The sequence below is a fragment of the Chitinophaga sp. RAB17 genome (assembly GCF_052114225.1).
GTDB lineage: Bacteria > Bacteroidota > Bacteroidia > Chitinophagales > Chitinophagaceae > Chitinophaga.
On sequence record NZ_JBFREI010000009.1, the window covers coordinates 159,008 to 184,009 of the forward strand.

The following is a 25,002-nucleotide window of genomic DNA, read 5'->3' on the forward strand; positions in this document are numbered from 1 at the left end:
TATGTACAGATCATTTTGCACACTATTTTTATTGGTGTTTTTCCAGGCCGGTTACGCACAAACAACAGGGGCGCCGTTGCAGCCTGTTGCGATAGCCGCAAAACATGCCATTGTTTACAATAAGCCGGCCCCTGATTTTTTTGAGGGCGCCTTGCTGGGCAATGGTGGCATGGGCGTAGTGGTGACTACCCGCCCCGATGCGGTAGTGCTTTATTTCGGACATAATAATGTATGGGATATCCGCATTGCGGAAAACAACCGCGAGGCACTGCATGACTTCAACTATGTGTTTAACAAGGTAAAAGACATTCCGGATCTTGACGGCGATACCTGGTACCAGCAATACAAAACGCTGGCAGTAGAAAATTACAGGCAGCCATATCCCAGGCCATTTCCATGTGGATCACTGGTACTGGGATTTGATCGCAGAATTGCGGAGTTGATAGGACATACCCTGGATATTTCCACAGGTGTATGCCGGGTACAACTGTTACAGGCAGATAAGAAAACCGTTTACCTGGAACTCTTTACCAACATGAAAAGCGATCAGCTGCAAATGCAACTGGTGGATGCAGCTGGTAAACCGGTACCGAATATTTTTAACCGGGTGAAGATGATGGCGGATCCTTCCACACCCGCAGAGTTCCCGAAATATACAACTGTAACAGATTTGGCTGCTGGTATACTTTCTTTCCGGCAGACAATGCCTTCACAGGAGCCAAAAAAATACAACCCGGTAACAGGTGATTCCAGGGATAAAGCTTTTCGTTTATCCGTACAGGTGAATGGGCCTTTATCCAAAAAATCACGTATCAACTGGAGCGGTAACCCGGAAGAAATGGCGCCGCTGGAAGCAGCTGTGGCAACGGGCAGCAGCTTTCAGGCAGTGGTTAGTTTACAGGAAGGATTGAATACCGTAGTGAGTAAAGACATGCCGGCATTGCCCTCACCTTCTGCTAAGTTGTATCAGCAGGTGGCTGCAGAAAGCCGCCAGATATGGTCAGACTACTGGAATAAATCTGCTGTAAAACTGGGAGATGATTTCCTGGAAGAAACCTGGTACCGCAATCTTTATTTTCTGAACTGTGCGGCAAAAGAAGGCGTTACCTGCCCCGGACTTTTTGCCAACTGGAGCTATAATAAAATAGGAACTGCCTGGCATGGCGACTATCACATGAACTACAACACGCAGCAGCCATTCTGGGGAACCTTCTCCAGTAATCACACAGAGAAAAACCTGCCTTATGTACAACTGATAGAAGCGCTGATGCCGGTGAGCAGGAATTGGGCACAGGAGTATTATCATCTCCCGGGTGCTTATTTCCCGCATTCCGCCTTTCCGGTAGCCATGACCATGAATCCCTATCCAGTGCCTGACTGGGGCTGGGAAGTATGTGAAACACCCTGGGCCGTGCAAGGTCTGTGGTGGCATTATATTTATTCAGGAGATACCACCTTTTTACGTAACAGGGCTTATGAGCCTATTAAAGCCGCTGTAGAATTTCTGGTGGCCTATATGAAAAGACCCGATGCACACGGCGGCAATCGCTGGAAAGACGACCGCTATCATATTTTCCCTACGGTGCCGCCGGAGCTATATGGGCTGAGAACAGGTTTTAAATATAATTACGATTGTACAGTAGACCTTACCCTGACCAAATTTATATTCAGGGCTTTTGAACAGGCCACCCACGTAATGGGAACTAACGCTCAGGAACAAACGTTGCTGGCGGATATAAAAGATATCCTGGCACATTATCCGGCTTATCCCACTGCGATGTCCGGGAAATATGGGAAGGTACTGGTGTCTGTTCCGGAAGAACATGACCAGGTAGTCTATAACCTGCCCAATCCGCTGGTGACTGTATTTCCCGGAGAAGAGCATGGATTGGACTCCCCCGCAGATACTGCGCAGCTTTTGAATAATACCCTGCTACACCAGCAAAATGAAGGCGGCAACGACCTGGTGATGCAACCTTTACAGGCAGCCCGCATCGGTAAGCTGGACCTGGATCGTTTCAGCCGGCAGGTGCGTTACTCTTTGTTGCCAAATGGAACCGCCACAGATATGGTGATGCAAACCGGTGGACGTTATAATGACCAAACAGCTTTCGACTATATGTCACATATGGGGATCTGGTTTGAAAATTTTGCTTTACCGGCAGTCATCAATGAATGCCTGATGCAGAGCTATAACGGCACCATCCGTTTATTCCCCAACTGGCCAAAAGAAAAGGACGCATCCTTTAACAACTTACGGGCCGTAGGCGCCTTCCTCATAAGCAGCCAGCAAAAACAGGGTAAAATTACTTCCATAAAAATCCGGAGTGAAAAAGGAAATACGCTGCGGATATTGATACCCTGGGGTAGTAAAGGCAGTTATGTTAATGCCAAAGGCAAACATCCAATCAATAAAGATATATTGGAGTTGAAAACGTCTCCGGGAGAAGAAGTAGTTGTTAGCTTTTAGCCATTAGCTTTTAGCTGTTAGCAAAATGCAGCGGAGATGAACATAACATATATGTTCTCCGCTGCATTTTGCTAACAGCTAAAAGCTAATGGCTAAAAGCTATTTCGTCATTTGCTGGATCACCGCTTCTGTTACACCAGTGCTGGAGAAACCACCATCATGAAATAAATTCTGCATCGTTACCATCCGTGTGTAATCTGAGAAGAGGGTAACCGTAAATTCTGCGCATTGATCAGCGGTGGCGTTGCCCAGTGGCGACATCTTTTCAGAGTAGTTCACAAAGCCGTCAAAGCCGGAAATACCTTGTCCTGCTGTGGTCATGGTGGGAGACTGGGAAACGGTATTAATACGTACATGCTTTTTAATACCATACTGATAACCAAAGCTACGGGTAATACTTTCCAGCATGGCTTTAATATCTGCCATTTCATTGTAGTTAGGGAAGGCCAGGTGTGCGGCGATAAATGTCAGCGCAACAACAGATCCCCATTCATTGATCGCATCATGTTTAATAGCGGTTTGTAATACGCGGTGAAAGCTCATCGCAGAAATATCTACCGACTTATGCATGAAGTCGTAATTCAGATTCGTATAGTCGTTGCCTTTACGTACGTTCACACTCATCCCGATAGAGTGCAGGATAAAATCCACGCCACCACCGAAGTGTTCTTTTGTTTTGAGGAAGAGGTTTTCAAGGTCCTCCATGTTAGTCACATCTGCAGGTATAACAGGTGCGTTGCATTGTTGTGCCAGCTCATTGATTTCACCCATGCGGATAGCAATAGGTGCATTGGTTAAAACAATTTCTGCACCCTCTGCAACGCAGCGGAGTGCAGTCTTCCAGGCAATAGATTTTTCATCCAGTGCACCAAAAATAATTCCTTTTTTACCTTTTAATAAGTTGTGGGACATGACGAAGTTTTAGTGTAAAGATTTAATTGCTACAGGGTTTAAATGTATAGCAATTATTGCTGCACGAAAACTGACATTATAAATTTTAACATTTTATGCCGCCACAATCATCTCATCAGGTGATGATTAATGTCCCAGTTGTTTTTTCATGTCCATTTGTAATGACCATAGTTCCGCCAGGGGAACGACTTTCCTGCTGTTTTTTTCTATGTCTTTTCCTTCTTTGGTAAATAGAAAAGGGTAAAAGCTCATACCTTCTGTGCCATTCATCTTCGCGATATCTTCCTGCCAGCCTTTCCAGCGGAATTGCTGATAAAATCCGGCAACATCACCAGAGCAGCAAAAGCCGATAAAATCGCTGTAGCCGATTTCCATGTTCTCCCATTCAAGGGTGTCCGGTGCAAAATAAAATACGCTGCCGATTCCTTCATTTGTCGCCAGGCCGCCATTATTGATGGCGAAGAAACCACCCACCACATCGTCTGCAATTAATAGAAAAGACGGCTGCTCGCCGGTTTGCGTAAATGATTTACCCTCATTCCAGCCAGGCAGACTGCGATTGAGTTTTTCGTGACCGGAGCCCAATACCCTTATCCAGCCATGATCTACCAGCAAACCACCCGTTTCAAAGATGATAGCGCCCATAGGAGAGCGGGTGGTTACCTGGGTCTGATATAAAGCCGCTTCCGCACGGGCATTATCTTTAGGCAGTATTTCTATATGATTACTACCTTGTTTAATCCACTCCTGTACCAGTTCCCAGCCAGGTTCTGTTGTATTGATCAGTTCATTTAAAGGTCTCATTTTATGAATTTGTGCATTTACAATGAAGGGGAAAATAACAATGTGCTGATAGGAGCGTAAAGTATCATTTCATGATGAGCTGACTAAAACGCTATGGGTGCAAAGTAAAATAAAAAGCCTGTAAACCCGGCGGCTTACAGGCTTTATTATTTGAAGTGTAATTTATATCTCTCCTTTCTTCAGTTGCTTCACGGCGTAATCCACTGCTCTTGCTGTCAGCGCCATATATGTAAGCGAAGGGTTCTGGGTAGACGTAGAAGTCATGCAGGCACCATCCGTTACAAACACATTCGTGCAGGCATGCAGCTGGTTCCATTTATTGAGCATGGATGTTTTGGGATCCAGCCCCATACGTACCCCGCCCATTTCGTGGATGTCCAGTCCTGGTGCCTGTTTAGAGTCATTGGTGTTGATGTTGGTGAAGCCAGCTTTGGTATACATTTCTGTCATCTGCTCAAAGAAGTCTTTGATCATTTTTTCATCGTTATCATCGTAGTCCACATCAACGTTTATTTGTGGAATACCCCACTCATCTTTACGGTTACTATCGAGGGTAACGGTGCTTTTCTCTTTAGGGATGGTTTCACCCATCATGTGAGAGCCTACGTACCAGGTGTCATCAGGTTGACTGTTGAACAGCTGATCTTTCAGGCTTTTACCAAATCCGTTGGTATCTGTATGGGAGCCCCTGCCACCGGAAAATCCTGCTGCGTAGCCACGGAGGAAATCTGTTTCCTGTTTCATGACATTACGGAAACGGGGGAGGTAGGCGCTGGTAGGGCGCCGGCCATCGGTAGTGGAATCTTTAAAGCCTTCATACTGCCCGGAAATATGTGCGCGATAGTTATGGAAAGCGAAGTATTTACCCAGCACACCACTGTCGTTGCCTAATCCGTTAGGAAAGCGGTGAGAGGTAGAGTTCAGTAATATTAAATTGGTATTCACTGCTGCCGCATTCACGAAAATAACGTTGGCATAATACTCCATCATTTCTTTGGTATTGGTGTCTACCACACGTACGCCGGTAGCTTTTCCTTTTTGTTCATCGTAGATGATGGAATGTACTACTGAGAAAGGACGCAGTGTCAGGTTACCTGTTTTTTCTGCCCATGGCAGTGTAGAGGAGTTGCTGCTGAAATATCCGCCAAACGGACATCCGCGCTGGCAAAGATCTCTTTTCTGGCATTGTCCTCTGCCCTGATCTAGGTGTACCTGCTGCGGTTGTGTTAAGTGAGCGCAACGGGCATAAATAACGTGCCTGTCTTTATAATTGGCTTTTACAAAATCTTTGAAATAATTCTCTACGCAGGTCAATTCCATGGGAGGCAGAAATTCACCATCCGGGAGATGCGCAATACCATCTTTATTACCGGAGATGCCTACGAATTTTTCTACGTAGCTGTACCATGGTTCTATGTCTTTATAGCGGATAGGCCAGTCGGTGGCAAATCCATCCCTTGCAGGGCCTTCAAAGTCAAAGTCGCTCCAGCGTTGTGTTTGCCTTGCCCACATCAGTGATTTACCGCCTACCTGGTAGCCACGGATCCAGTCAAATGGTTTGGGCTGGCCATAGGGATGATCATTGTCTTTTACAAAGAAGTGCATGGCATCTTCTTTATATGCATAGCAACGGCTGATCGATGGGTTGGCATCTTTAATTTCCTGTGGTACCTGTCCGCGGTGCGGAAATTCCCAGGGGAACTGGCTGGTGGTAGGATAATCTTTTAAGTGCTTTACATCACGACCTCTTTCGAGCACCAGTGTTTTCAATCCTTTCTCTGTAAATTCTTTTGCTGCCCATCCGCCGCTGATACCGGAACCAATAACGATGGCATCGAACGTACGATTTTGCAGGCTGGTATTATTATTACTCATCTTGTTAATAGTTAGGCAATCTTCCGGGTAATGGGTTTAAGTGGCACACATCCTTTGAAACGCGCTGGTACCAGCTCATAAACGTTTACTTTGGTCAGGAAGTATTTTGAACTGGTGTAAGCCTGAATGGTCAGGTGTTTGGTCGTTCTGTAGAAGAAAGAAACATCGTCCTTGTTGTTCCAGCCGGCTTCCATGGCGGTAAGCAATGCTTCTCTTTGCGGAACGGTGCTTTCCAGGAAAGAATGTCCGTTTAGTTTTTTGCTGGCTTGTTCAAATGCTTTCAGTCCGCTGAGCCATTGTTGCTGCGCTTCCTTTTTATAGCAGTCGTCCATCATGATTAAAGTAAACAGATGGGCGGAAAGTTCCTTTGCGCCGGGTGTGGTGGTGGCGGGAATAATTGTTTCCACGAGTTCTGCCAGCATCTTTTCCTGGTCACCATCTACCTGAATATGCTTTAATGTTAAGGATGCCCTGGTTGTGTGTTGCAAACAGGCAGGCAATAATGCCATACCAGCCGACACGTACAGCAACTGCTTGATCGCGGATCTTCTGTTCACTGCCATTGATAGGAATTTTTTGAAATAAAACGGGAAAATATCAACATTTATTTAATTCTCTAATGTTTGCAAAAACGGTTTCTTATTGTGTTCTAACGTGAAAATCGGCTTAAATATAGGAGAAACCGGGATTTTTTGCAAAGATTATTATAAGAAGAGGCTTGTTTACATCTACCTATCCCAGATGTAGCAAGGATCTTCATTTCACACCTTTCTCCGGATTCCACCAGCCTTTTTGCTTCCGGATAAATAACATCTGCCCGATATGATAGGCATTGTGTGCACCAATATGAGCAATCACGGAATAATGGGAGGCCAATGTTTTTTCATCTGCCTGCTCAATCGCCTGTTCCCAGGCAGTTAACACACTATCCATTCTTTTTACGGTACCGTCCCATGCGGCTTGTGTGGCGGGTGAAAAGGTAGCGTCATTATCACCATTGAAGGGAGGAGTTGGTTGTCCTTTGAATTTCCGGAGTTGGTCGAGATCCCAGAAAATGAGGTGGTTCACCAGCTGCGCAATGGAGTGATTACCACTGCTGTCTTTCCAGTTGGCCTGCTCCGGGGTAAGGCCTTCTATGGCCGTATTTACCGGTACAAACCAATCGGCTTTGTTATGTGTTGTTTTTAATTGTTCCAGCAGAATAGCTTTGGTGGTAGTCTGGCTGTAACAGCAATAGCTCAATAACAGTAACGGGAGTACGAAATATTTTCTCATAGCAATTAAGTTTGGGGGAGTTGATTAAATATACTTACTTTTTTAATGCCGCTTTTGCTGGTAGTGATGGGTGGTTATAGGACGATGTGAATGCGCGGGGCTGTCAGGAATGAAGTAGTAAATATATATAGCTAAAATAAGACATGCCTTCTTTACATGAATATCCGCGGGATAGCCACTTGTTTAAGCCGGCAGAATGGCAGCCCCTGAGTTATTGTCCAACCTGAGAAAACCGGTCAGCAAGCAAAAACAATCCTTATGGAGAAAAGATCCCGGTCTTTGGTTTCCTCGCGGCAGGTGAAAACGTGGTGGCCCGCAAGATCGTGTATCCGTCATCGTTGAAGCAATCATGTTGATAGTATGCCCGTTTCCCTTATCAGGCAAACGAGGAAAAAATTCATCGGATGAAGCAAAATATTATCTTTATCCGCATGGCTTCGTTATTGTAGTCATGACCACTTCCAACTGAAAAGCAATTACATATGCAGCTGATAGCCCTTGATCCCGGTCATTTTCACGCTTCGCTGGTACAACAGCAGATGTACCCGGGTATCGATTCCATAATAAAAGTATTTGCACCAGAGGGACCGGAAGTCACACAATATCTGCATCGTGTAGCCGCTTACAACAATCAGGATAACCCAATCGTACATTGGGAAACCGATGTGTATACCGGTGAAGGTTACCTGCAGAAAATGCTGGAATCTGCGCCCGGCAGTATTGTAGTGCTGGCAGGCAGCAACCGTTTGAAGCCCGCTTATATCCGTCATTCCATTCAGACCGGCATGCATGTGCTGGCAGATAAGCCGATGGCGATAGATGCGGCGGGATTCGATTCCTTAAAGGTTTCCTTTGCAGGCGCCGCTGCGGGTAAAGTGCAACTGTTTGATATCATGACCGAACGGTATGCAATTCACAACGTGCTGCAGAAGGAACTGTCGCTGATGCCGGTATTGTTTGGTACGCTGCAGCAAGGTAGCCAGGGGGAACCTGCAGTCATCAAAAAAAGTGTACATCATTTCAAAAAGGCCGTAGCCGGGAAAGCGGTGGTACGTCCGGGTTGGTATATGGACGTAAAACAACAGGGAGAGGGGATTGTGGATGTAACTACCCACCTGGCAGACCTGGTGCAATGGACCTGTTTCCCGGAACAGGTACTCGACTATAAAAAAGATATTCATATTGATAGGGCCGCCACCTGGCCTACCGTGATGAGTTTATCTCAGTACCACGATGTCACCAACGGAGCAGCGCTTACGCCGTCGCTGGCATCTGCGATGGGGAAAGATAATCTTCTGAAAATATATGCCAACGGCTCCTTCGATTACACCATCCGTGGAGTGCATGCCCATATTGCCGTACAATGGGATTACGAAGCCCCCGCGGGTACCGGTGATAGCCACTATTCCCGGATGCAGGGAAGCAAGGCCGCGTTGGTCATCAAACAGGATAAGCAACAAAATTATTTGCCGGTATTATACATCAGCCCGGTGTCTGCCGATGCAGCGTACCAGGAACAACTAAAAACGCAGTTTCATGCATTGGAGCAAAAGTATCCGGGTATTGCTTTGAAAGCAGCGGGGAAAGACTGGGAGGTAGTGATACCGGAACAATACATCAGGAAGCATGAGTCATTGTTTGGGATGGTGATGCAGCAATTCCTGGAGTATGTAAGAGCAGGTCATATGCCTGCCTGGGAAGTCCCCGGTATGCTCGCTAAGTACTATACCACCACACAGGCGCTGGCGGTAGCAAAAAGAATGGAATGTAGAATCGATTCCCGGCGTAGAAGCGGTTAAAACAGCTCTTTTTAGCTGCTATCAGACGCTGGGTGTGATAAGGTCGGTTACCTGCTCTTCGAGGCGGAACAACGTCGCTTTATACACCAGCAGGGATGATAATATTACGGTGGACCGGCTCACTATTTACCGGTTTAACGTAAATGGAGAAAAGTGGCAGGGGCTGTTGGGCCGGATAAAAAATTGTATACTTGAGGATTATAAGGGTACGGGTGCATTGTTACAGGAGAAGATGGCGGTTACGGGCATGAATGTGACTATTTTTGATCCTTCCCCTGCTTTTCGGGGCGTTATTGGAGGATTATGAAGTACTTTCTCCCGGGCAGACAGCAGAAACAGACCAGGTAACTGCCGCCTGGCCGCATCTGACAGATAATACTTTTGTAAAAGAACTTTATCACAGGACAGTATAAAAAAATTGTTGCTACATGCTTAAAGAAAGAATCCGGCAATTAGCCAGCGGACTGCTGGAGGAGGCTACGGCAAATCGCCGCCACCTGCACACCAATCCAGAACTTTCCTACCGGGAATACCAGACGGCCGTTTTCATAGAAGACAAACTGCGGGCGTTGGATATTCCTTTTGAAAGGATGGCTGATACCGGTATTGTTGCTTTATTACAGGGCAGCGCGGCGCCGTCCGACAAGGTGGTGGCCCTACGCGCGGATATAGACGCTTTGCCCATTGTAGAATTGAATAAAGTGCCTTACCGCTCGCAGAACGAAGGGGTGATGCATGCCTGCGGCCACGATGTGCATACGGCTTCCCTGCTGGGGGTAGCCGGTATCCTCAGCCGTATGAAAACGGAATTTACAGGGACGGTGAAATTTATTTTTCAGCCGGCGGAAGAAGTCATTCCTGGTGGCGCCAGTTTGCTGATCAAGGCAGGTGTACTGGAAAATCCACGTCCGGCGCATATCCTGGGGCAGCACGTGATGCCGGAGCTGCCGGTTGGCAAAGTGGGATTCCGGTCCGGGCGCTACATGGCCAGCAACGATGAAATTTCCATGACCGTAAGAGGAAAAGGCGGCCACGGCGCCATGCCCAACCTGGGCATTGACCCGGTGGTGATTGCCTGCCATATCGTAATTGCGCTGCAACAGATTGTGAGTCGCCGCGCTAATCCGCTGTCGCCTTCTGTATTGTCTTTCGGGAAAATGATTGCCAACGGCGCCAGCAACGTGATCCCGGATGAAGTGAAGTTGCTGGGTACTTTCCGTTCTCTGGATGAAACCTGGCGCAATGTGGCCCATGAAAAAATTAAAAAGATGGCCATCTCCATAGCAGAAGGTATGGAAGGCTCCTGCGATATTGAAATAGAAAGAGGATATCCTGTCCTGATCAACGAAGATAAACTCACTGCCGCGAGTCGTGCACATGCCATTGAGTTCCTGGGAGAAGCACAGGTAGCAGATCTGGACATCTGGATGGCTGCAGAAGATTTTGCTTCCTACTCACAGGTGACAGATGCCTGCTTTTACCGGCTGGGCGTACGCAATGAAGACCGGGGCATTGTTTCCGGTTTACATACGGCGACTTTCGATGCAGATGAAAAAGCGCTGGAAACCGGCGCTGGCCTTATGTCTTACCTCGCGCTCAAAACTTTAGGCAATTAAGAACGTGTTATTTGCACGCTTAATAATCAGCGTTTTTTGTTAACAGGCAGTTAACAGTGGCTAATTCCATGCATTCACATGCTATTATCATGCGTTCACGGAATAACCTGTTGAACTAACGCAGATGAAYATATCTTTGGTTCAGGTTTTTCATAGGATATGGTTAAAATATTAAAGGGGAGGTATTCTTACCACCCCTTTTTTTATTGATGTAACTCCCGGCCCTACTGCACTTTCAGCGCATCCCCTTTTATTTATTAAGCGTGCTTTTTACAACTGTACCACTGCGAAATTTGTTAAGTGCCGGTTAACATCGGTCAATTTCATGCATTCACGGGATAATATGATGCGTTCACGAAATAGCYCTTTAAACTAACAAGGATGAACATATCTTTGGTTCAGGTTTTTCATAGGATATGGTTAAAATATTAAAGGGGAGGTATTCTTACCACCCCTTTTTTTATTGATGTAACTCCCGATCACACCGCACTTTCAGCGCATCCCCCTTTTATTTATTAAGCGTGCTTTTTACAACTGTACCACTGCGAAATTTGTTAAGTGCCGGTTAACATCGGTCAATTTCATGCATTCACGGGATAATATGATGCGTTCACGAAATAGCCCTTTAAACTAACGAGGATGAACATATCTTTGGTTCAGGTTTTTCATAGGATATGGTTAAAATATTAAAGGGGAGGTATTCTTACCACCCCTTTTTTTATGCGTACACGATTTCCCTTATTTTTGAATCATGTAAAATCTTCGACAGTTGCAGGAAAATATCGGGAAGTCATTATTTTTCCCGCATTGTGAAAGGAAAAAGAATGTTATTTATCTTCGCGCCCTATGTTAACAATTTCCAATTCCATTGATATAATCATTCCTACTTTCCGGTTGGATGAGCAGTTTTTACTTCCTTTGATTCGTTTGCCTAAACCAGGTGGATGGCAGTTCAACTATTATATTGTGGTAGATAATCCGAAAGTAAAGCCCGGAGCGGAATTGTTGCGCATGGCACAGGATGGCGTTATACACCTTTTTATAAATGAAGAAAACAGAGGCCCCGGTGAAACCCGTAATAGAGGAATAAATGCTGGCAACGGCAGCTGGATCTTATTCCTGGACGATGATATTGTAGCAGATGAAGACCTGCTTTTCCAGTATGTAAAAGCGATTGGAGAAAAAGAAGAAGCGATTGGTTTTATTGGGTTAACGGATTTTCCTCCACCGGAAAATGCTTTTACCCGCGCCTTGAGTGCGGCTGGTCTCACCAGTATATTTACGATTGCCAATAAGAAAGACCAATTTATGTGGGGCGTTACCGCCAATATTATGTTTAACCGCAGCGCGCTGGGTGACTTACGCTTTTCACCGGAGTTGTCGGCGATTGGCGGGGGAGAAGATATTGACCTGGGAGCAAGGGTGAGTATGCAGCATCATACGCAGTTAACCTGTGTGAAAGAGGCGCGGGTAACACATCCCTGGTGGAATAATGGAAAGCCACATTTTGATCGCTTTACACGCTATGGCGCGGGCATGGCATTGCTACTGCCCCGTTTTAAACAGTTTAACTGGTATGCATTTCCCAATCCTGTAGAAGGTATGCTGCTGGTGTTGTTGAGTGCGCCGCTATTTTTTATTTATCTCAGCTGGCAGAAATGGCTCATCTTATTATTGGCCGTTCCATTGATTGATATGGTGATCAATTATATCAGGGCTTCCGGAATGGGTTATAAGGAAGTGAAAGTAGGATACTATATGACGTTGCTGAGATGCAGCAATGAATGGGGGCAGTTTAAAACCCTGCTGACACATGGAAAGTTGAGTTATTTTATGAAGCGTATTAATGTTGATTTCACGCGTCCCCGTCACTTTCGTACCAACCGCTGGAGAATCATTAAGCTGGTGATTTATCTTGTACTGCTGGCGGTATTGATTTTTTAAAAAAATAAGCTTTCCTGCGCACAGGTGATACAGGGCCGGGATGTATATTTAAGCATATAGATTATCTTTTTTTGGCTGCATACCATTTCACCATTTTGTCAAGAATATCATTCACGGTATCCATTGGGATATCTTCCAGGGGATTGATGAGCAGGATTTTCATACGTGCCCGTTTTTCTACCTGTAAGAGGGGATGTGTAATGTGTTTGCCTTCTACGATGCCGAGGTAAGGTTGGTGTAATTGTTTGTGTACCCACAGATAGCAACACATTTTGCCATCGTAACAAAAAAAGGGCATGCGGTATTTCCATGCTTCTGTGATATGTGGATTGTATTGTAGAAGATGCGCCCTCAGCGCGAGCAGACAACCTTTGGCAGGTTCTGGCTGCGATTCAAACCAAACATCTATATCGCGTAACATACGCCTGTTTTAGCCAATGAAAATACGAATTACTGTCAGTTAAATATTTTTTTTGCTATCTTTCTTTCCCTGACTCCGCCCGCATTATCAAAAAACCGCTGCATGAAGAAGGTACTGGTACCGTTACCCGATTATGGTTTTGATCCGACAGAAGCGGCCATACCCTGGTTGCTTTTAACGGCAAAGGGCTACGACGTACAATTTGCCACGCCAGGGGGCTACAGCGCTATGGCGGATATGCGGATGCTGAGAGGAGAGCAGCTGGGGATCTGGAAATGGTTGTTACAGGCCCGGAAAGATGCCGTGGCGGCTTATCACCAGATGTCGAACAGTGATGCCTTCTGCAACCCCTGCAAATATGGAGAGATAAAGACCGATGATTTTGATGCGTTGTTATTGCCCGGTGGCCATGATAAAGGCATGAAGGAATACCTGGAATCTGCTTCGCTGCAGCAGGCAGTAGCCCGTTTTTTTTCAGCACAGAAACCTGTGGGCGCTATTTGCCATGGTGTGGTGCTGGCGGCCAGGAGCAAGGATCTGCAAACAGGGAAATCCGTGTTGCATACCTACAAAACAACGGCGTTGCTACAATCACAGGAACTCGCGGCTTATCATCTCACAAAATTCTGGTTGAAGGATTATTATCTCACCTATCCCACTACGGTACAAACAGAAGTAACGGCTTGTCTTGGTGAGGCAGATCATTTTATTAAAGGCCCCTTACCCATATTCAGAGATGCTCCCCATCATCTGCATAGGGGCTTCACGGTGCTGGACCGCCATTACCTGTCTGCCCGCTGGCCGGGTGATGCTTACCGGTTTGCAGCGGATTTTATAAAACTGCTGGGTGAATAACCGGCTGTCAGCAGTGATGCGCCACTGCGTCAATCCCTATCGTTTATGAGGCTGCTTTGCTAATACCTACTTGCTTACCTGTAGGTTATCGGCTCCTGCTCGTCGGCTGCATTGTTGTAAATTTGCGGGAACGAACCAATATAACCGTCTGAAGTATGAGTAAGCATGGAATAAAACGCCCGTTGTCAGTATTAGACCTGGCTCCGGTATTGGAAGGACAAACGCCCACTGATGCATTTCACAACAGTCTGAGGCTGGCACAACAAGTAGAAAAATTAGGATATAAGCGCTTCTGGATGGCCGAACACCATAACATGGTGAGTGTGGCCAGTTCCGCTACGGCTGTATTGCTGGGCTATATTGCCGGCGGTACCCATACGATCCGCGTAGGTTCCGGTGGCATCATGCTGCCCAACCATGCACCGCTGGTGGTAGCTGAACAATTTGGTACGCTGGCCTCTCTTTACCCAGAGAGGATTGACCTGGGGTTGGGAAGGGCGCCGGGTACCGACCAGGTTACCGCCCGCGCATTGCGCCGCGACCGTCTCGGCGCTGGCAGCGAGTTCCCTGAACAGGTGCAGGAACTTCAACAGTACCTCTCTTTTGATAATCATACCGGCCCCGTAAGAGCGATTCCAGGCGAAGGATTGGATATTCCTATCTGGATACTGGGTTCCAGCACCGACAGTGCTTACCTGGCCGCCGCCATGGGACTGCCTTATGCTTTTGCCAGTCACTTTGCTCCTGCACAATTACATGCAGCCCTGAGTATTTACAGGAAGCATTTCAAACCTTCAGAGTTTTTACAGGCGCCGCATACCATGGCCTGTGTAAACGTAATCGCCGCCGACACGGATGCGGCAGCTAATCGTTTGGCTACTTCTTTTTACCAGCTGTTTCTGGGCATTATCCGTGGCCGGCTGCGCCGCATGGGCCCTCCAATCGACAGTATGGAAGGCGTATGGAATGAATATGAAGCGGCTCACGCGCAGCAAATGCTGGCCTGCTCTTTTATTGGTAGCTCTGATACCGTACAGCAAGGACTACAACAGTTCCTGGACGAAACACAGGTGGATGAAGTAATGGCTACCGCACATATTTATGACCAGGGAGACCGTTTGCATTCGTATGAATTGCTGATGGAACTATTTAAGCAGCTGAAGTAAGAAGCAGCGTTCTCAGAACAATCATTGATAGCAGGGTGTTAGGGGTTATAGATGATGATCTTAATCTATAAATCCTGTATTATGCATTTTCCCTCTGCTAAGCAATGTATGGCCGTACTGGCATTTTTTTCGATGTTGTTGTCGACGACATCTGTTTCCGCACAAAGAGGAAGGGAAGGCAGGCCTGGCAATCGCCCCGGGGCGGCTGCAAGACCGGCCAACCGCCCTGCCCAAATGAACAGACCAGCTAATCGTCCTGCGGAGCTGAACAGGCCCGCCAATCGCCCGGGAGGGGCCGCCAGACCAACCAATAACCAGTTTAATCAAAACCGGAATAACACGGTTAACCGGAATAATAATAACCGGATCAATAACAATAACAACACCCGCATTAACCGGAACAATAACGTAAATGTCAATAACAACAATAACGTTAACATCAACCGTAATAACAACGTGAATGTAAACCGCAATGTGAATGTGGTAAACAGAAATGTAACGGTGATCAATCGTCCTGCCGCCAGGGTATATCCGGGTCGTTATAATTATTACTACCATCCTTACCGCCCATATGTAAGCTGGGGGCCCGTATGGCATCCGATCGGATTCATAGTAGCTACGCTGGCTACCACCGCTATCATTGTTTCCATTCATGACAAGAAGTATCATTACGACCAGGGCGTGTATTATGCACCAGCGCCTTCCGGTGGCGGTTATACAGTAGTACCGGCTCCAATAGGCGCTGTGGTGACCACGTTGCCTTCGGGCTACACAATGGTGCCGGCCGGCGGTAATAATTACTATTATTACAGTGGCGCTTTTTATTCAAAATCGGGCGCTTCTTACACGGTGGTGGCGCCTCCGGCAGGTGCAGTGGTCACACAAATACCATCGGGCGCAACAGAGGCAACACTCGATGGCAAAAAATATGTAGTCTATAATGGTACCTATTATCAGCCGTTTTCCAACAATGGCACCAACGCTTATGAAGTGGTAGCCGCGGAGTGATGATGTAATAATCTGATAATAACGGTAACGAACAAACGGGATTATATTCCCGCGGTATGGAACAACCGTATTCAGCGGGTTAGCTTTTATTGTGTGGGCGCAATTACCTCCCAAAAGCAAATGTTTGTATCTTTATAGGACGGGGCTGTCAGGTGGCAGCTCAAAAATCAGACTATGATTCAAACATTGCGAACAGTTATAACCGGTACTGGTAGCTTCATTCCTGCTAACAAAAAACTAAATAATGATTTTTTGAACCAGGAATTCTACAGTGATCGACAAGAGCGTATACCTTCAGAAGGGGCGGACATCATCCGCAAATTTGAGGAGGTAACAGGTATTTCTGAGCGCAGGTATGCAGATATAGATATGAATGCTACGGAAATGGCCGTGGCGGCTGCGGTAGCGGCCATTAAAGATGCAGGAACAGATCCTGAAACACTGGATCAGATTATTCTGGCGCATAATTTTGGCAATGTTTTAAAAGATACTATACAATCAGATGCCGTGCCCTCACTGGCTTCCAGGGTAAAACAGGCATTAGGTATCCGCAATCCGGCCTGTATTCCATATGATGTGTTATTTGGTTGTCCGGGTTGGATACAGGGGTTAATTCAGGCAGATGCTTTTTTTAAAGCCGGACTGGCAAAGAAATGCCTGGTAATAGGAACCGAAACCCTGAGTCGTGTGATAGACCGTTATGACCGTGACAGTATGATTTTCAGTGATGGGGCAGGAGCCGTGATCGTGGAAGCTTTTGAGGGTGCAGGCAATTCGGCCGGCATTATCAGTGCCAGTGCACAGTCGTACGCCAATGATGAGTTGAACTATATTTATATGGGCATGTCTTATGCGCCGGAAGCGGATAAGCGTATCCGCTATATCAAGATGTTGGGTCGCAAGGTATATGAGTTTGCGCTCAAACGTGTACCTGAAGCCATGAAAGACTGTCTGGATAAAGGAAATATAGACATCAAAGAGGTTAATAAGATCTTCATTCACCAGGCCAACGAGAAAATGGATATTGCCATTATCAAGGCCTTCTATTTATTATACGGCATAAAGGATATACCCGCCGATATTATGCCGATGAATATTCATGTGCTGGGCAATAGTTCTGTTGCTACGGTGCCTACCTTATACGATATGGTCAGAAAGGGTGAAATCCCTAACCAATCGGTGCATGCAGGTGATGTGATCCTGTTTGCTTCTGTAGGGGCGGGCATGAATATTAATGCCATTTGTTACCGCGTATAGTTTATCGTATAAGCGTTACCGTTCCTTTTCTGCTAAAGCGTCTGCCCGTGTAATCCACGCCCTGCACCATCCATACGTAGGTGCCGGCAGGAGCAGGCTGACTTTGCCAGGTGCCATCCCATCCACCAGGAAGGTCGGCGCTGCGGTATACTTCCTGGCCCCAGCGGTTCCAGACACAGAAGAAATCGAGCCTGGGTACCCCGGCAGCGATGACGTGAAAAATATCATTGCGTCCATCGTTGTTGGGGGTAAATGCATTGGGCACGTAAAATTCAGGACCTTCATACACTTTTACATTCATGACATCTTCATCATGACATCCTTCCGGAGACAGGAGGGTAAGGTGATAGGTTTGATCTTTATGTAAAACAGCGATGGGGTTGGGAATATAAGGATTGTTAAGACCGGTGGCCGGTGACCAGGTGTATTGTAAACGGGGATTATTCCATTGCGACTGTAGTTGCAGGGGTTGTCCGTTGGCTACAATGGTATCGCTGCCGGCGCGTGCATATACCGCCGTTACAGTAACCGGAACTTCTGCAACAGGCGACAGGCAACCTTCTACGCTGATGGCGTATAGCCGTACAGGATAGTATCCGGTATCTGCATAACGATAAGTGGCATGCTGTTGCGTTTGCGTGATGCCATTGCCCAGGTCCCAGTTCCATTGCTGTATGGGGACATTGGGTGTGTTGTTGACACCCCGGAAATTGGTGGCAACACCGAGACAAACATTTTCGCCTGTACCGCTCACCACGGGTGTATTGCTAACCAGTATTGACTTTCCGAAGGTGCTGCCACAACCTTCTGCAGAGGTCACCCTGAGTTGAACCTGCCTGGAACCAGCGGTGGTAAAGGGTGCCAGCGGCGCCGCGCCGGTGGCCGTAGTGCCATCTCCCCAGTCCCATTCCCATTTTTGCAGGGTGCCTACCTTGATGGTGGTAAGATCCTTCATATTGGTATGTGTATTCAGACAAAAGGGACTGGGTCCGAAATCGACTACCGGGTACGACCCTACGGTAAAAGGAGCTTTCAACGTATCTGACTTACAGCCGCTGTTATCTTCAATCACGAGTTTTACTTCGTAATGTCCTGCTGCAGGGTATACATGTGGAGGAGGCTGCGGGGCGGCAGATAGGGTTCCGTCTCCCAAATCCCACCACCAGCTGGTAATGGCACCGAACGAGCTGGAATTGTCTTTAAACTGTATAGGGGTGCCATCGCAGAACACCTGTTGGGGATTAAAATTAAATTCCGGCCGAAGGGCGGCACAAAACTGTTGCAGGTTGGAGCTGCCACCAGTAGAACCTGCAAAGCCCCAGAAAACATTGGGGTCTCCGCCAAAGATATCATTGACCAGGTCTTTATCGAGCGTTAACCGCACTTCATTATCTATGCTTACTTCCATATGTTGCAACGCCGCATCCCATTTAATGCGGAACAGGTGCCACTGGCAGTCTTCCACGTTGTCGTTATCCTTTATCACCGTTACCGGCCCTGCGAGATTACCGGCACTGTTATGATCCGTCAAGCCATTCATTTGTATGGCGAGGTGATCGTAGGGAGGATCGTTTTCATCTGTATTCTGCCAGGTATCTATCAGTACACCAAGGGAAGGAGAGATGCCTTTAAAGCCCAGTCCCTGTCCGGTGGCGCCGAGGTTGGTACCTTTTGTTTGCAGGATAAACCCAATGCCATCTGCTCCTGTAGCGTCTTTACAGCCAAGGTTGATATCAAATACGTAGTTGAAGGACTGAAGGAGATTAATTTTATTTTTATTCCAGACGGTGCCGCTGATGAATTGGTTGTCTGGCGTGAGCACATAGCAGTTGCAGGTGCGCTGGGTGGCGGCTCCATTGAGTATGTATGGTAATTGTGTTTGACCTGTTAACCGGGAATTTATCAGCAGTAGCAGGCCGGGGACCAGGCATAGTATTCTTTTCATGTCAGGGAGCCGGGCAGCGGGACAGATTGCCATTGACAAGTTACATTCTTAGCTGTTAAGATCAAAGCACAATTATTGGGATAAATGGGTTTTTGCCTTAGTTTTGCCGGACCCAAAGTGATGTTGATATGCAAATAACGATCAGTGTAAAACAACCCGGCAGGAAACATGCGTTAATAGACAGGCAATCGCTGGAAGTGGAAGCGTTATCCGATCATCCTTCTCTCCGTGAGTTGCTGGTGGCGGTTGTTAAACAGCAGGTAACTGCCTATAACAATAAACCACTGGAGAAAAACCTCCTGCCATTCCTTTCTGCAGCGCAGATAGAAAACGGTGTAGCCAACGGTAAAGCAGGTTTCGGCAGCATTTATAACGAAAACAGGGCCGACCTTCAAAAGGCTGTGGATACTGCTTTGCAGGCCTTTGAAGATGGCCTGTTTGCCGTATTTGTCAAGGATGAAGAAATTAAACATTTAACCGATAAATTTTCGCTGGATAGCGATACAGTTATTACTTTTGTAAGGTTAACCTTTCTCGCCGGAAGCATCTGGTAGAGAAGCATTATTTTAACCCGTCACCCACAGCAAAGACCTTTATTATGGATGCAAAGCAATTCCTGGAAACCCGGGAACTTCCTGATTATTTGAAAAAAATGGCAGCGGAACTGGATACTATATGCGCCGGAAATGCCCCCCACCCATTGTTAACCAAAGAAATGGCCACACTGGCATTGCTGTTTATTCACGAGTCACCTGATGAAAACCGTAACGACAGCGATTACAATTATCGCAGAAAACTGACCTATAAGAGTGAGCGGTATGACCGTATTGCAGCTTTATTACCTGCAGCGGAATGGAATGACCCGGCTGCCTGGAATTTATTGGTATATATTTTCGGAACGGAAAACGCACCCTATGTAAAATATGCCTGGGAGCAAATCCCTTTTCAGATGTACCAGAGCGATTCTTACCGGCGTTCCTTTACTGCGCCGCATGACCGCGAAGTATATTTTGTGAACCAACTGAACTTCATCCTCCTGGCCATGCCACAGGCTTACCAGGTGACCTATGACTCCGGCGTGAAGGTGAGCAGCTTTGATTTAAGCGTGACGGAGCAGGTACGGTACGACCAGACACTTCAAAGCAGTAACCTGTTCAGGATCTGGTCTGCCGCCATAGATATGGGCAATACCGAAGTATTGTCGCTGATGGAAGACATCATTTTTAATAAAGATGAGATCGGGAAAGTAACACGTGCTATCATCAAGGCATTGTTGAACAGCAACAAGGAAAGCGCCTGGACATTGGTAGAAAAGCTGCTGCTGGCGGCGCAGCGCCAGGAAGGATTGCGGCAAACGATCCTGGAAGCGTTGGATGAAACCTCAACCGGTGCGTTGAAGTATATGATAAAAGTGCTGCTGGATAACAAGATGACTCGTTTTTCCTCTGTAGTACGTGCGCTTGATGTATGGGCAGGTTTGGGCTGGGAGGCAGAAAAGGAAAGCACCGTGAAATTGTTTCTTGAAAAAGCACATGAATTTTTACAGACACCCGCGCTGATTCCGGACGCCGTAAAAAGCGCCAATAACATGGACGTATACATGGCGTTGTGGAGCATGGGTGTGTATGATGTAGCTACTACCAGACCTTTGGTAATAGAATTGTTTGATAATGGTAATGTAGAAAAACGTTGCCTGGCATTGAAGTTTGCGCAGGAAACAAAATATTACAATATAGACATGCCCCTGTTTAACAGGGCGCTGGACGATAAGGACGAAGCCGTGCTGGGTATGGCATTGTCCGGTATTAATTCCCTCCTTTTTAACAATGGCGCTTTTTATGATACCCATTTCCCTGCGCTGTTTGATCGTTTACATGCCATCGTACAACGGACCGGCAACAAAGAGTTATTGTTTAGCGGCAAAGTGTTTTCCTGGATGAACATCAAATTTGACAGGAACGATGCTTTGCAGGCAATGGGACGATTGGTATTGGGCAGGCAGGACAGACTGGATATCATGCTCTCTTATTATGACGAGATGAATCTTTCACTGCGGGAGGAGTTATCCAGGTTAGTGTTCCCCGAACATGCGGCATGGGGATGGAATGAAAATACGGAAACACCTGCGCTGACAGACTTTCAGCGCAACTTTGCTATCCGGATGCTGAAGGATCGGGGAGAATATGTAGTAAACATCGCCTTCCGCGCATTGGGCAAGGAACAGTTCAATCCTGGTGAGATGAAGGTGTTCACCGAGTTGCTGAAGCGTAAGAGTGCCAGCAGCAGAAGTAAAGCAATTGAATTGATCTTACGTCAGATGGATGCAGTGATTGCGCGGGTAAATACGGAGTTGCTGCAGGGAGACGCAGAGCAACGATTGGCCGGACTGGACGTGGCTTTGCAGCTGAAGAAAAGTAATAGACTATCAGAAGACATTAACAACTGGCAGGCATCTTTCAAAGAGCGGAAAAGTATTTCTCAAAAGGAAGAAATATTATTATCTCAATTATCAGCAGATAATGAAGGCATTTCTTTTACTGCTGAAAGCGGATATGGATTGTATGATCCAAAAATGATATTGCCTGTAGTAGCACCAGTGGTAAAGAAAGACGACTACTATGCACAATGTCTGCGTGATGGGGAATTTGGTTTTTCAAAGTCAGTGGCAGATATACAGGCCGCATTGAAAAAGCTGTCGGAGTTGCTGAAGCAGCATAGTGACTATGAATATGAAATAGAACAGTATGATGGCAGTCGTACGAAAGTATTGCTGGCAAATACTTTCAGTAGAAACAAGCCCTATACTTTTGTATTTGAAAGCAAAGACGCAGAGTATGCATCTTATCCCTTGCCGGAGGTATGGGAAAAGTGGTACCAGGAAAGCGGATGGCAGGCAAGAGATATTTACTTGTTGAACTCCCTGATGCTGGATAAACAGGAGTTAACACAAACCTGGGTGGATTTAACTGCCCCTTACTATCCTGTTTATGAGGAAGTGATACCGGAAGAAATAAGGGCTACGCATTCTTACAAATGGTCCAATCCTGTGCTGCAGGTATTGATGGCACTGGGATTGATTCATCCTTTCAGGGAACGCAATGTTTTCCTCATAGGAGCTACCAGCCGGCTTTTTGCATCTTTGACACCGGACGTACTGAGTTATCAGTCGGACGGTAAATATTATCCGTATACCCGTGGGGGTTGGCAAAGTATACCGGCGCTCAACAAGTTGCTGGATTATATTAACGTCAATGACTTAGAGAAAGAAGAGATCAACGCTACCTGGCAACTGCAGCACTGGCGGCAGTTTACCGGTTTGGCGGAAAGCGTGCCGCAAAGTTTGCCGCCGTTGTCTGCTTTCTGTTATGCTTACCAGGCGGGCCTGATCAGCGAAAGTGAAATGTATCGGGGGCTTATCAGCGCTGATAATATCCGCGTTCTTTCCACCGTAAAGCGACATAAAGATGCATTTGATTACTTCAAACAATTCCCTTTCCTGCAGCCTATGTTTATACGGATGCGGGAGCATTTCCTGGATATAGAACTGAAACGGGGAGATACCGCCACCGCTGTTACGCGGCTGGTGCAACAGCTGAAAATTATCTATGGTGTTCATCGTTTTGCAGAGATACTGACGGCACTGGGGAAAACAACGCTGCACAGAGGATATATTTATTCCGGTGGCAACGATGCTTACAGCAAACAACAACAGCTGAGTACTTTATTGAAGAACTGTTACCCGCTGCCTGAAGATACGCAGGAGGTATTTAATGCCGCCATGAAGCAGATCAAAGCGGGTGAAACGCAGTTGATAGAAGCAGCGGTGTATGCACCGCAATGGCAGAAATTTGTGAGTCAGTACCTCAACTGGAAGGGATTGGACTCCGCTATCTGGTGGATGCATGCACACACTAAATCATCCGGTGCTGCGGAGCAGAATGCAGAAGCTGAAAGTGAGATCGCCCGTTATTCCGCCGTAGACCTGGCAGACTTCAAAATAGGTGCGGTAGATAAGGAGTGGTTTCAGAAAGCGTATAAGGAAATAGGGAAGGAGCGCTGGCAGATAGTATATGATGCGGCCAAATATATCAGTGATGGTAATGAACACCGGAGAGCGCGTTTATACGCTGACGTTATTATCGGTGATCTGAAATTAAAAGAAGTTACACAGAAGATAAAAGAAAAACGTGATCAGGATTACCTGCGCATGTACGGACTAATTCCGTTGAGTAAGGCCAGCGCTTCGAAAGATGTGCTGGGACGTTATGAATACCTGCAGTTGTTTAAAAAGGAAAGCAAGCAGTTTGGTGCGCAAAAACAGAGCAGTGAAGCATTAGCTATCCGGATAGCGATGGAAAACCTGGCCCGCAATGCCGGTTATGCCGATCCGCTTCGTTTGGCCTGGGCTATGGAAACCAAACAGGTGCAAAATATTTTATCGCGTGAAACGCAGGTACAATATGATGATGTGACCATTGGGCTGGTCATAGATGAGGCCGGAATGGCAGACCTGGTGGCCTTTAAGGGGGATAAGCCATTGAAAGCGGTGCCACCGAAATATAAAAAAGATAAGAAAGTAGAAGAATTAAATGACTACAGGAAGATATTAAGAGAACAGTTCAGTCGATCCAGGAAATCGCTGGAAGATGCCATGGTACGCGGTGATGCCTTTCTGGCTGCTGAGCTGGGAAACCTTTTCGGGCATCCCGTAATAGCCCGGCACCTGGAAAAGCTGATCTATGTGGCCGGAGAGAAACATGGTTTCTACCAGGCGGGCATATTGCAGGCAGCAGATGGAACCACCTACACACTGACAGAAACGGATACCATCCGTATTGCGCATTGTTCTGATTTGTATAAGGAGGGCGTGTGGAGCGACTATCAACGATATGCCTTTGAAAAGCAGTTGCAGCAACCATTTAAGCAGATATTCCGTGAACTGTATGTACCACTGGCCGATGAACTGGCAGAGAAATCAATATCGCGCCGTTATGCCGGCCACCAGGTACAACCCAGTCAGACTGTGGCTTTGCTGAAGAACAGACAATGGAAAGTAGACTATGAAGAAGGGTTGCAGAAGGTGTTCCACAGAGAAGGTTTCGTTGCTAAAATATATGCGATGGCTGACTGGTTTTCGCCGGCAGAAGTGGAATCTCCTACATTGGAAACCCTCATCTTCCATGACCTGAAAACCGGCAAGCCGGTGGCCTTTGAGCAAATATCGCCGCTGATCTTCAGCGAGGTAATGCGGGATATAGACCTGGTAGTAAGTGTGGCGCATGTGGGTGGTGTAGATCCGGAAGCCAGTCATAGCTCCATTGAAATGCGGAGTGTATTGCTACAGGAAACATTGCGTTTATTTAAAGTCGATAACGTGACGATCAGTGGTAATCATGCGCGTATCAAAGGGAAGCATGGCGATTACAGCGTACACCTGGGAAGCGCCGTAGCGCATCAGTTGCCAGGAAAGTACCTGTCTGTTTTACCGGTACATTCCCAGCACAGAGGGCGCATATTTTTACCGTTTGTAGATGATGATCCCAAATCTGCAGAGCTGATTTCCAAGGTACTGCTGCTGGCAAAGGACCATGAAATCCAGGACCCGACGATATTACAGCAGCTAAGTATGAACTAAGGCGTTATTCATCTTCCTAA

18 protein-coding genes are annotated in these 25,002 nt (G+C 46.8%); 11 read left to right on the forward strand and 7 right to left on the reverse strand.

Features of this window, described 5'->3' with window-relative positions; all coding sequences use genetic code 11:
* The first annotated feature begins 1 nt into the window (after position 1).
* Positions 2-2,470, forward strand: a complete 2,469-nt coding sequence (locus AB4Z08_RS26130) for a glycosyl hydrolase family 95 catalytic domain-containing protein (RefSeq protein WP_441576728.1) — start codon at positions 2-4, stop codon at positions 2,468-2,470.
* Positions 2,471-2,569: 99 nt separating this feature from the next.
* Here the strand turns inward: AB4Z08_RS26130 and AB4Z08_RS26135 are convergent, their stop codons facing one another.
* From AB4Z08_RS26135 to AB4Z08_RS26155, 5 genes are all read right to left on the reverse strand, one after another.
* Complete coding sequence (locus AB4Z08_RS26135) at positions 2,570-3,382, reverse strand: enoyl-ACP reductase FabI (RefSeq protein ID WP_441576729.1); 813 nt, start codon at positions 3,380-3,382, stop codon at positions 2,570-2,572.
* A gap of 126 nt (positions 3,383-3,508) precedes the next feature.
* Entirely contained in the window at positions 3,509-4,186 is a 678-nt protein-coding gene (locus tag AB4Z08_RS26140) for a DUF2625 domain-containing protein (RefSeq protein ID WP_441576730.1), read from the reverse strand.
* A gap of 162 nt (positions 4,187-4,348) precedes the next feature.
* The gene (locus AB4Z08_RS26145) at positions 4,349-6,061 is read right to left on the reverse strand and encodes a GMC oxidoreductase (RefSeq protein WP_441576731.1); all 1,713 of its coding nucleotides are present in this window, start codon (positions 6,059-6,061) and stop codon (positions 4,349-4,351) included.
* An 11-nt stretch (positions 6,062-6,072) separates the two neighbouring features.
* On the reverse strand, positions 6,073-6,624 hold the full coding sequence (locus AB4Z08_RS26150) for a gluconate 2-dehydrogenase subunit 3 family protein (RefSeq protein WP_441576732.1): 552 nt from the start codon (positions 6,622-6,624) through the stop codon (positions 6,073-6,075).
* 193 nt (positions 6,625-6,817) lie between these two features.
* A complete protein-coding gene (locus tag AB4Z08_RS26155) occupies positions 6,818-7,336 on the reverse strand; it encodes a DinB family protein (protein ID WP_441576733.1) in 519 nt (172 codons plus the stop codon).
* 482 nt (positions 7,337-7,818) lie between these two features.
* On the opposite strand from AB4Z08_RS26155, the gene AB4Z08_RS26160 reads away from it, so the two are divergent.
* The 4 genes from AB4Z08_RS26160 to AB4Z08_RS26175 all read left to right on the forward strand — a co-directional run bounded on the left by AB4Z08_RS26160 (position 7,819) and on the right by AB4Z08_RS26175 (position 12,695).
* Entirely contained in the window at positions 7,819-9,135 is a 1,317-nt protein-coding gene (locus tag AB4Z08_RS26160) for a putative oxidoreductase C-terminal domain-containing protein (RefSeq protein ID WP_441576734.1), read from the forward strand.
* A 34-nt stretch (positions 9,136-9,169) separates the two neighbouring features.
* Positions 9,170-9,442 carry a hypothetical protein gene (locus tag AB4Z08_RS26165; protein ID WP_441576735.1) on the forward strand — a complete coding sequence of 91 codons (273 nt, stop codon included), beginning with the start codon at positions 9,170-9,172 and terminating at the stop codon, positions 9,440-9,442.
* Positions 9,443-9,563: 121 nt separating this feature from the next.
* The gene (locus tag AB4Z08_RS26170; RefSeq protein WP_441576736.1) at positions 9,564-10,751 is read left to right on the forward strand and encodes a M20 metallopeptidase family protein; all 1,188 of its coding nucleotides are present in this window, start codon (positions 9,564-9,566) and stop codon (positions 10,749-10,751) included.
* An 846-nt stretch (positions 10,752-11,597) separates the two neighbouring features.
* The gene (locus AB4Z08_RS26175) at positions 11,598-12,695 is read left to right on the forward strand and encodes a glycosyltransferase family 2 protein (protein WP_441576737.1); all 1,098 of its coding nucleotides are present in this window, start codon (positions 11,598-11,600) and stop codon (positions 12,693-12,695) included.
* Between the two features lie 61 nt (positions 12,696-12,756).
* On the opposite strand, the gene AB4Z08_RS26180 is transcribed toward AB4Z08_RS26175, so the two are convergent.
* Positions 12,757-13,116 (reverse strand): DUF1801 domain-containing protein, encoded by a 360-nt coding sequence (locus tag AB4Z08_RS26180; RefSeq protein ID WP_441576738.1) that lies wholly within the window; start codon positions 13,114-13,116, stop codon positions 12,757-12,759.
* Between the two features lie 102 nt (positions 13,117-13,218).
* Here AB4Z08_RS26180 and AB4Z08_RS26185 point away from each other — a divergent pair, with 102 nt between their 5' ends.
* The 4 genes from AB4Z08_RS26185 to AB4Z08_RS26200 all read left to right on the forward strand — a co-directional run bounded on the left by AB4Z08_RS26185 (position 13,219) and on the right by AB4Z08_RS26200 (position 17,402).
* Positions 13,219-13,971: a type 1 glutamine amidotransferase domain-containing protein gene (locus AB4Z08_RS26185; protein WP_441576739.1), complete on the forward strand. Its 753-nt coding sequence runs from the start codon at positions 13,219-13,221 to the stop codon at positions 13,969-13,971.
* A gap of 155 nt (positions 13,972-14,126) precedes the next feature.
* Positions 14,127-15,137 (forward strand): LLM class flavin-dependent oxidoreductase, encoded by a 1,011-nt coding sequence (locus AB4Z08_RS26190; RefSeq protein ID WP_441576740.1) that lies wholly within the window; start codon positions 14,127-14,129, stop codon positions 15,135-15,137.
* An 81-nt stretch (positions 15,138-15,218) separates the two neighbouring features.
* The gene (locus AB4Z08_RS26195) at positions 15,219-16,145 is read left to right on the forward strand and encodes a DUF6515 family protein (RefSeq protein ID WP_441576741.1); all 927 of its coding nucleotides are present in this window, start codon (positions 15,219-15,221) and stop codon (positions 16,143-16,145) included.
* Positions 16,146-16,319: 174 nt separating this feature from the next.
* Positions 16,320-17,402 (forward strand): 3-oxoacyl-ACP synthase III family protein, encoded by a 1,083-nt coding sequence (locus tag AB4Z08_RS26200; protein ID WP_441576742.1) that lies wholly within the window; start codon positions 16,320-16,322, stop codon positions 17,400-17,402.
* Between the two features lies 1 nt (position 17,403).
* Here AB4Z08_RS26200 and AB4Z08_RS26205 read toward each other — a convergent pair whose 3' ends face one another.
* A complete protein-coding gene (locus AB4Z08_RS26205) occupies positions 17,404-19,380 on the reverse strand; it encodes a lectin-like domain-containing protein (RefSeq protein ID WP_441576743.1) in 1,977 nt (658 codons plus the stop codon).
* Positions 19,381-19,475: 95 nt separating this feature from the next.
* Between AB4Z08_RS26205 and AB4Z08_RS26210 the strand changes: the two genes are divergently transcribed.
* On the forward strand, positions 19,476-19,901 hold the full coding sequence (locus AB4Z08_RS26210; protein WP_441576744.1) for a hypothetical protein: 426 nt from the start codon (positions 19,476-19,478) through the stop codon (positions 19,899-19,901).
* Positions 19,902-19,945: 44 nt separating this feature from the next.
* Positions 19,946-24,982: a DUF4132 domain-containing protein gene (locus AB4Z08_RS26215; RefSeq protein WP_441576745.1), complete on the forward strand. Its 5,037-nt coding sequence runs from the start codon at positions 19,946-19,948 to the stop codon at positions 24,980-24,982.
* The last annotated feature ends 20 nt before the right edge of the window (positions 24,983-25,002 follow it).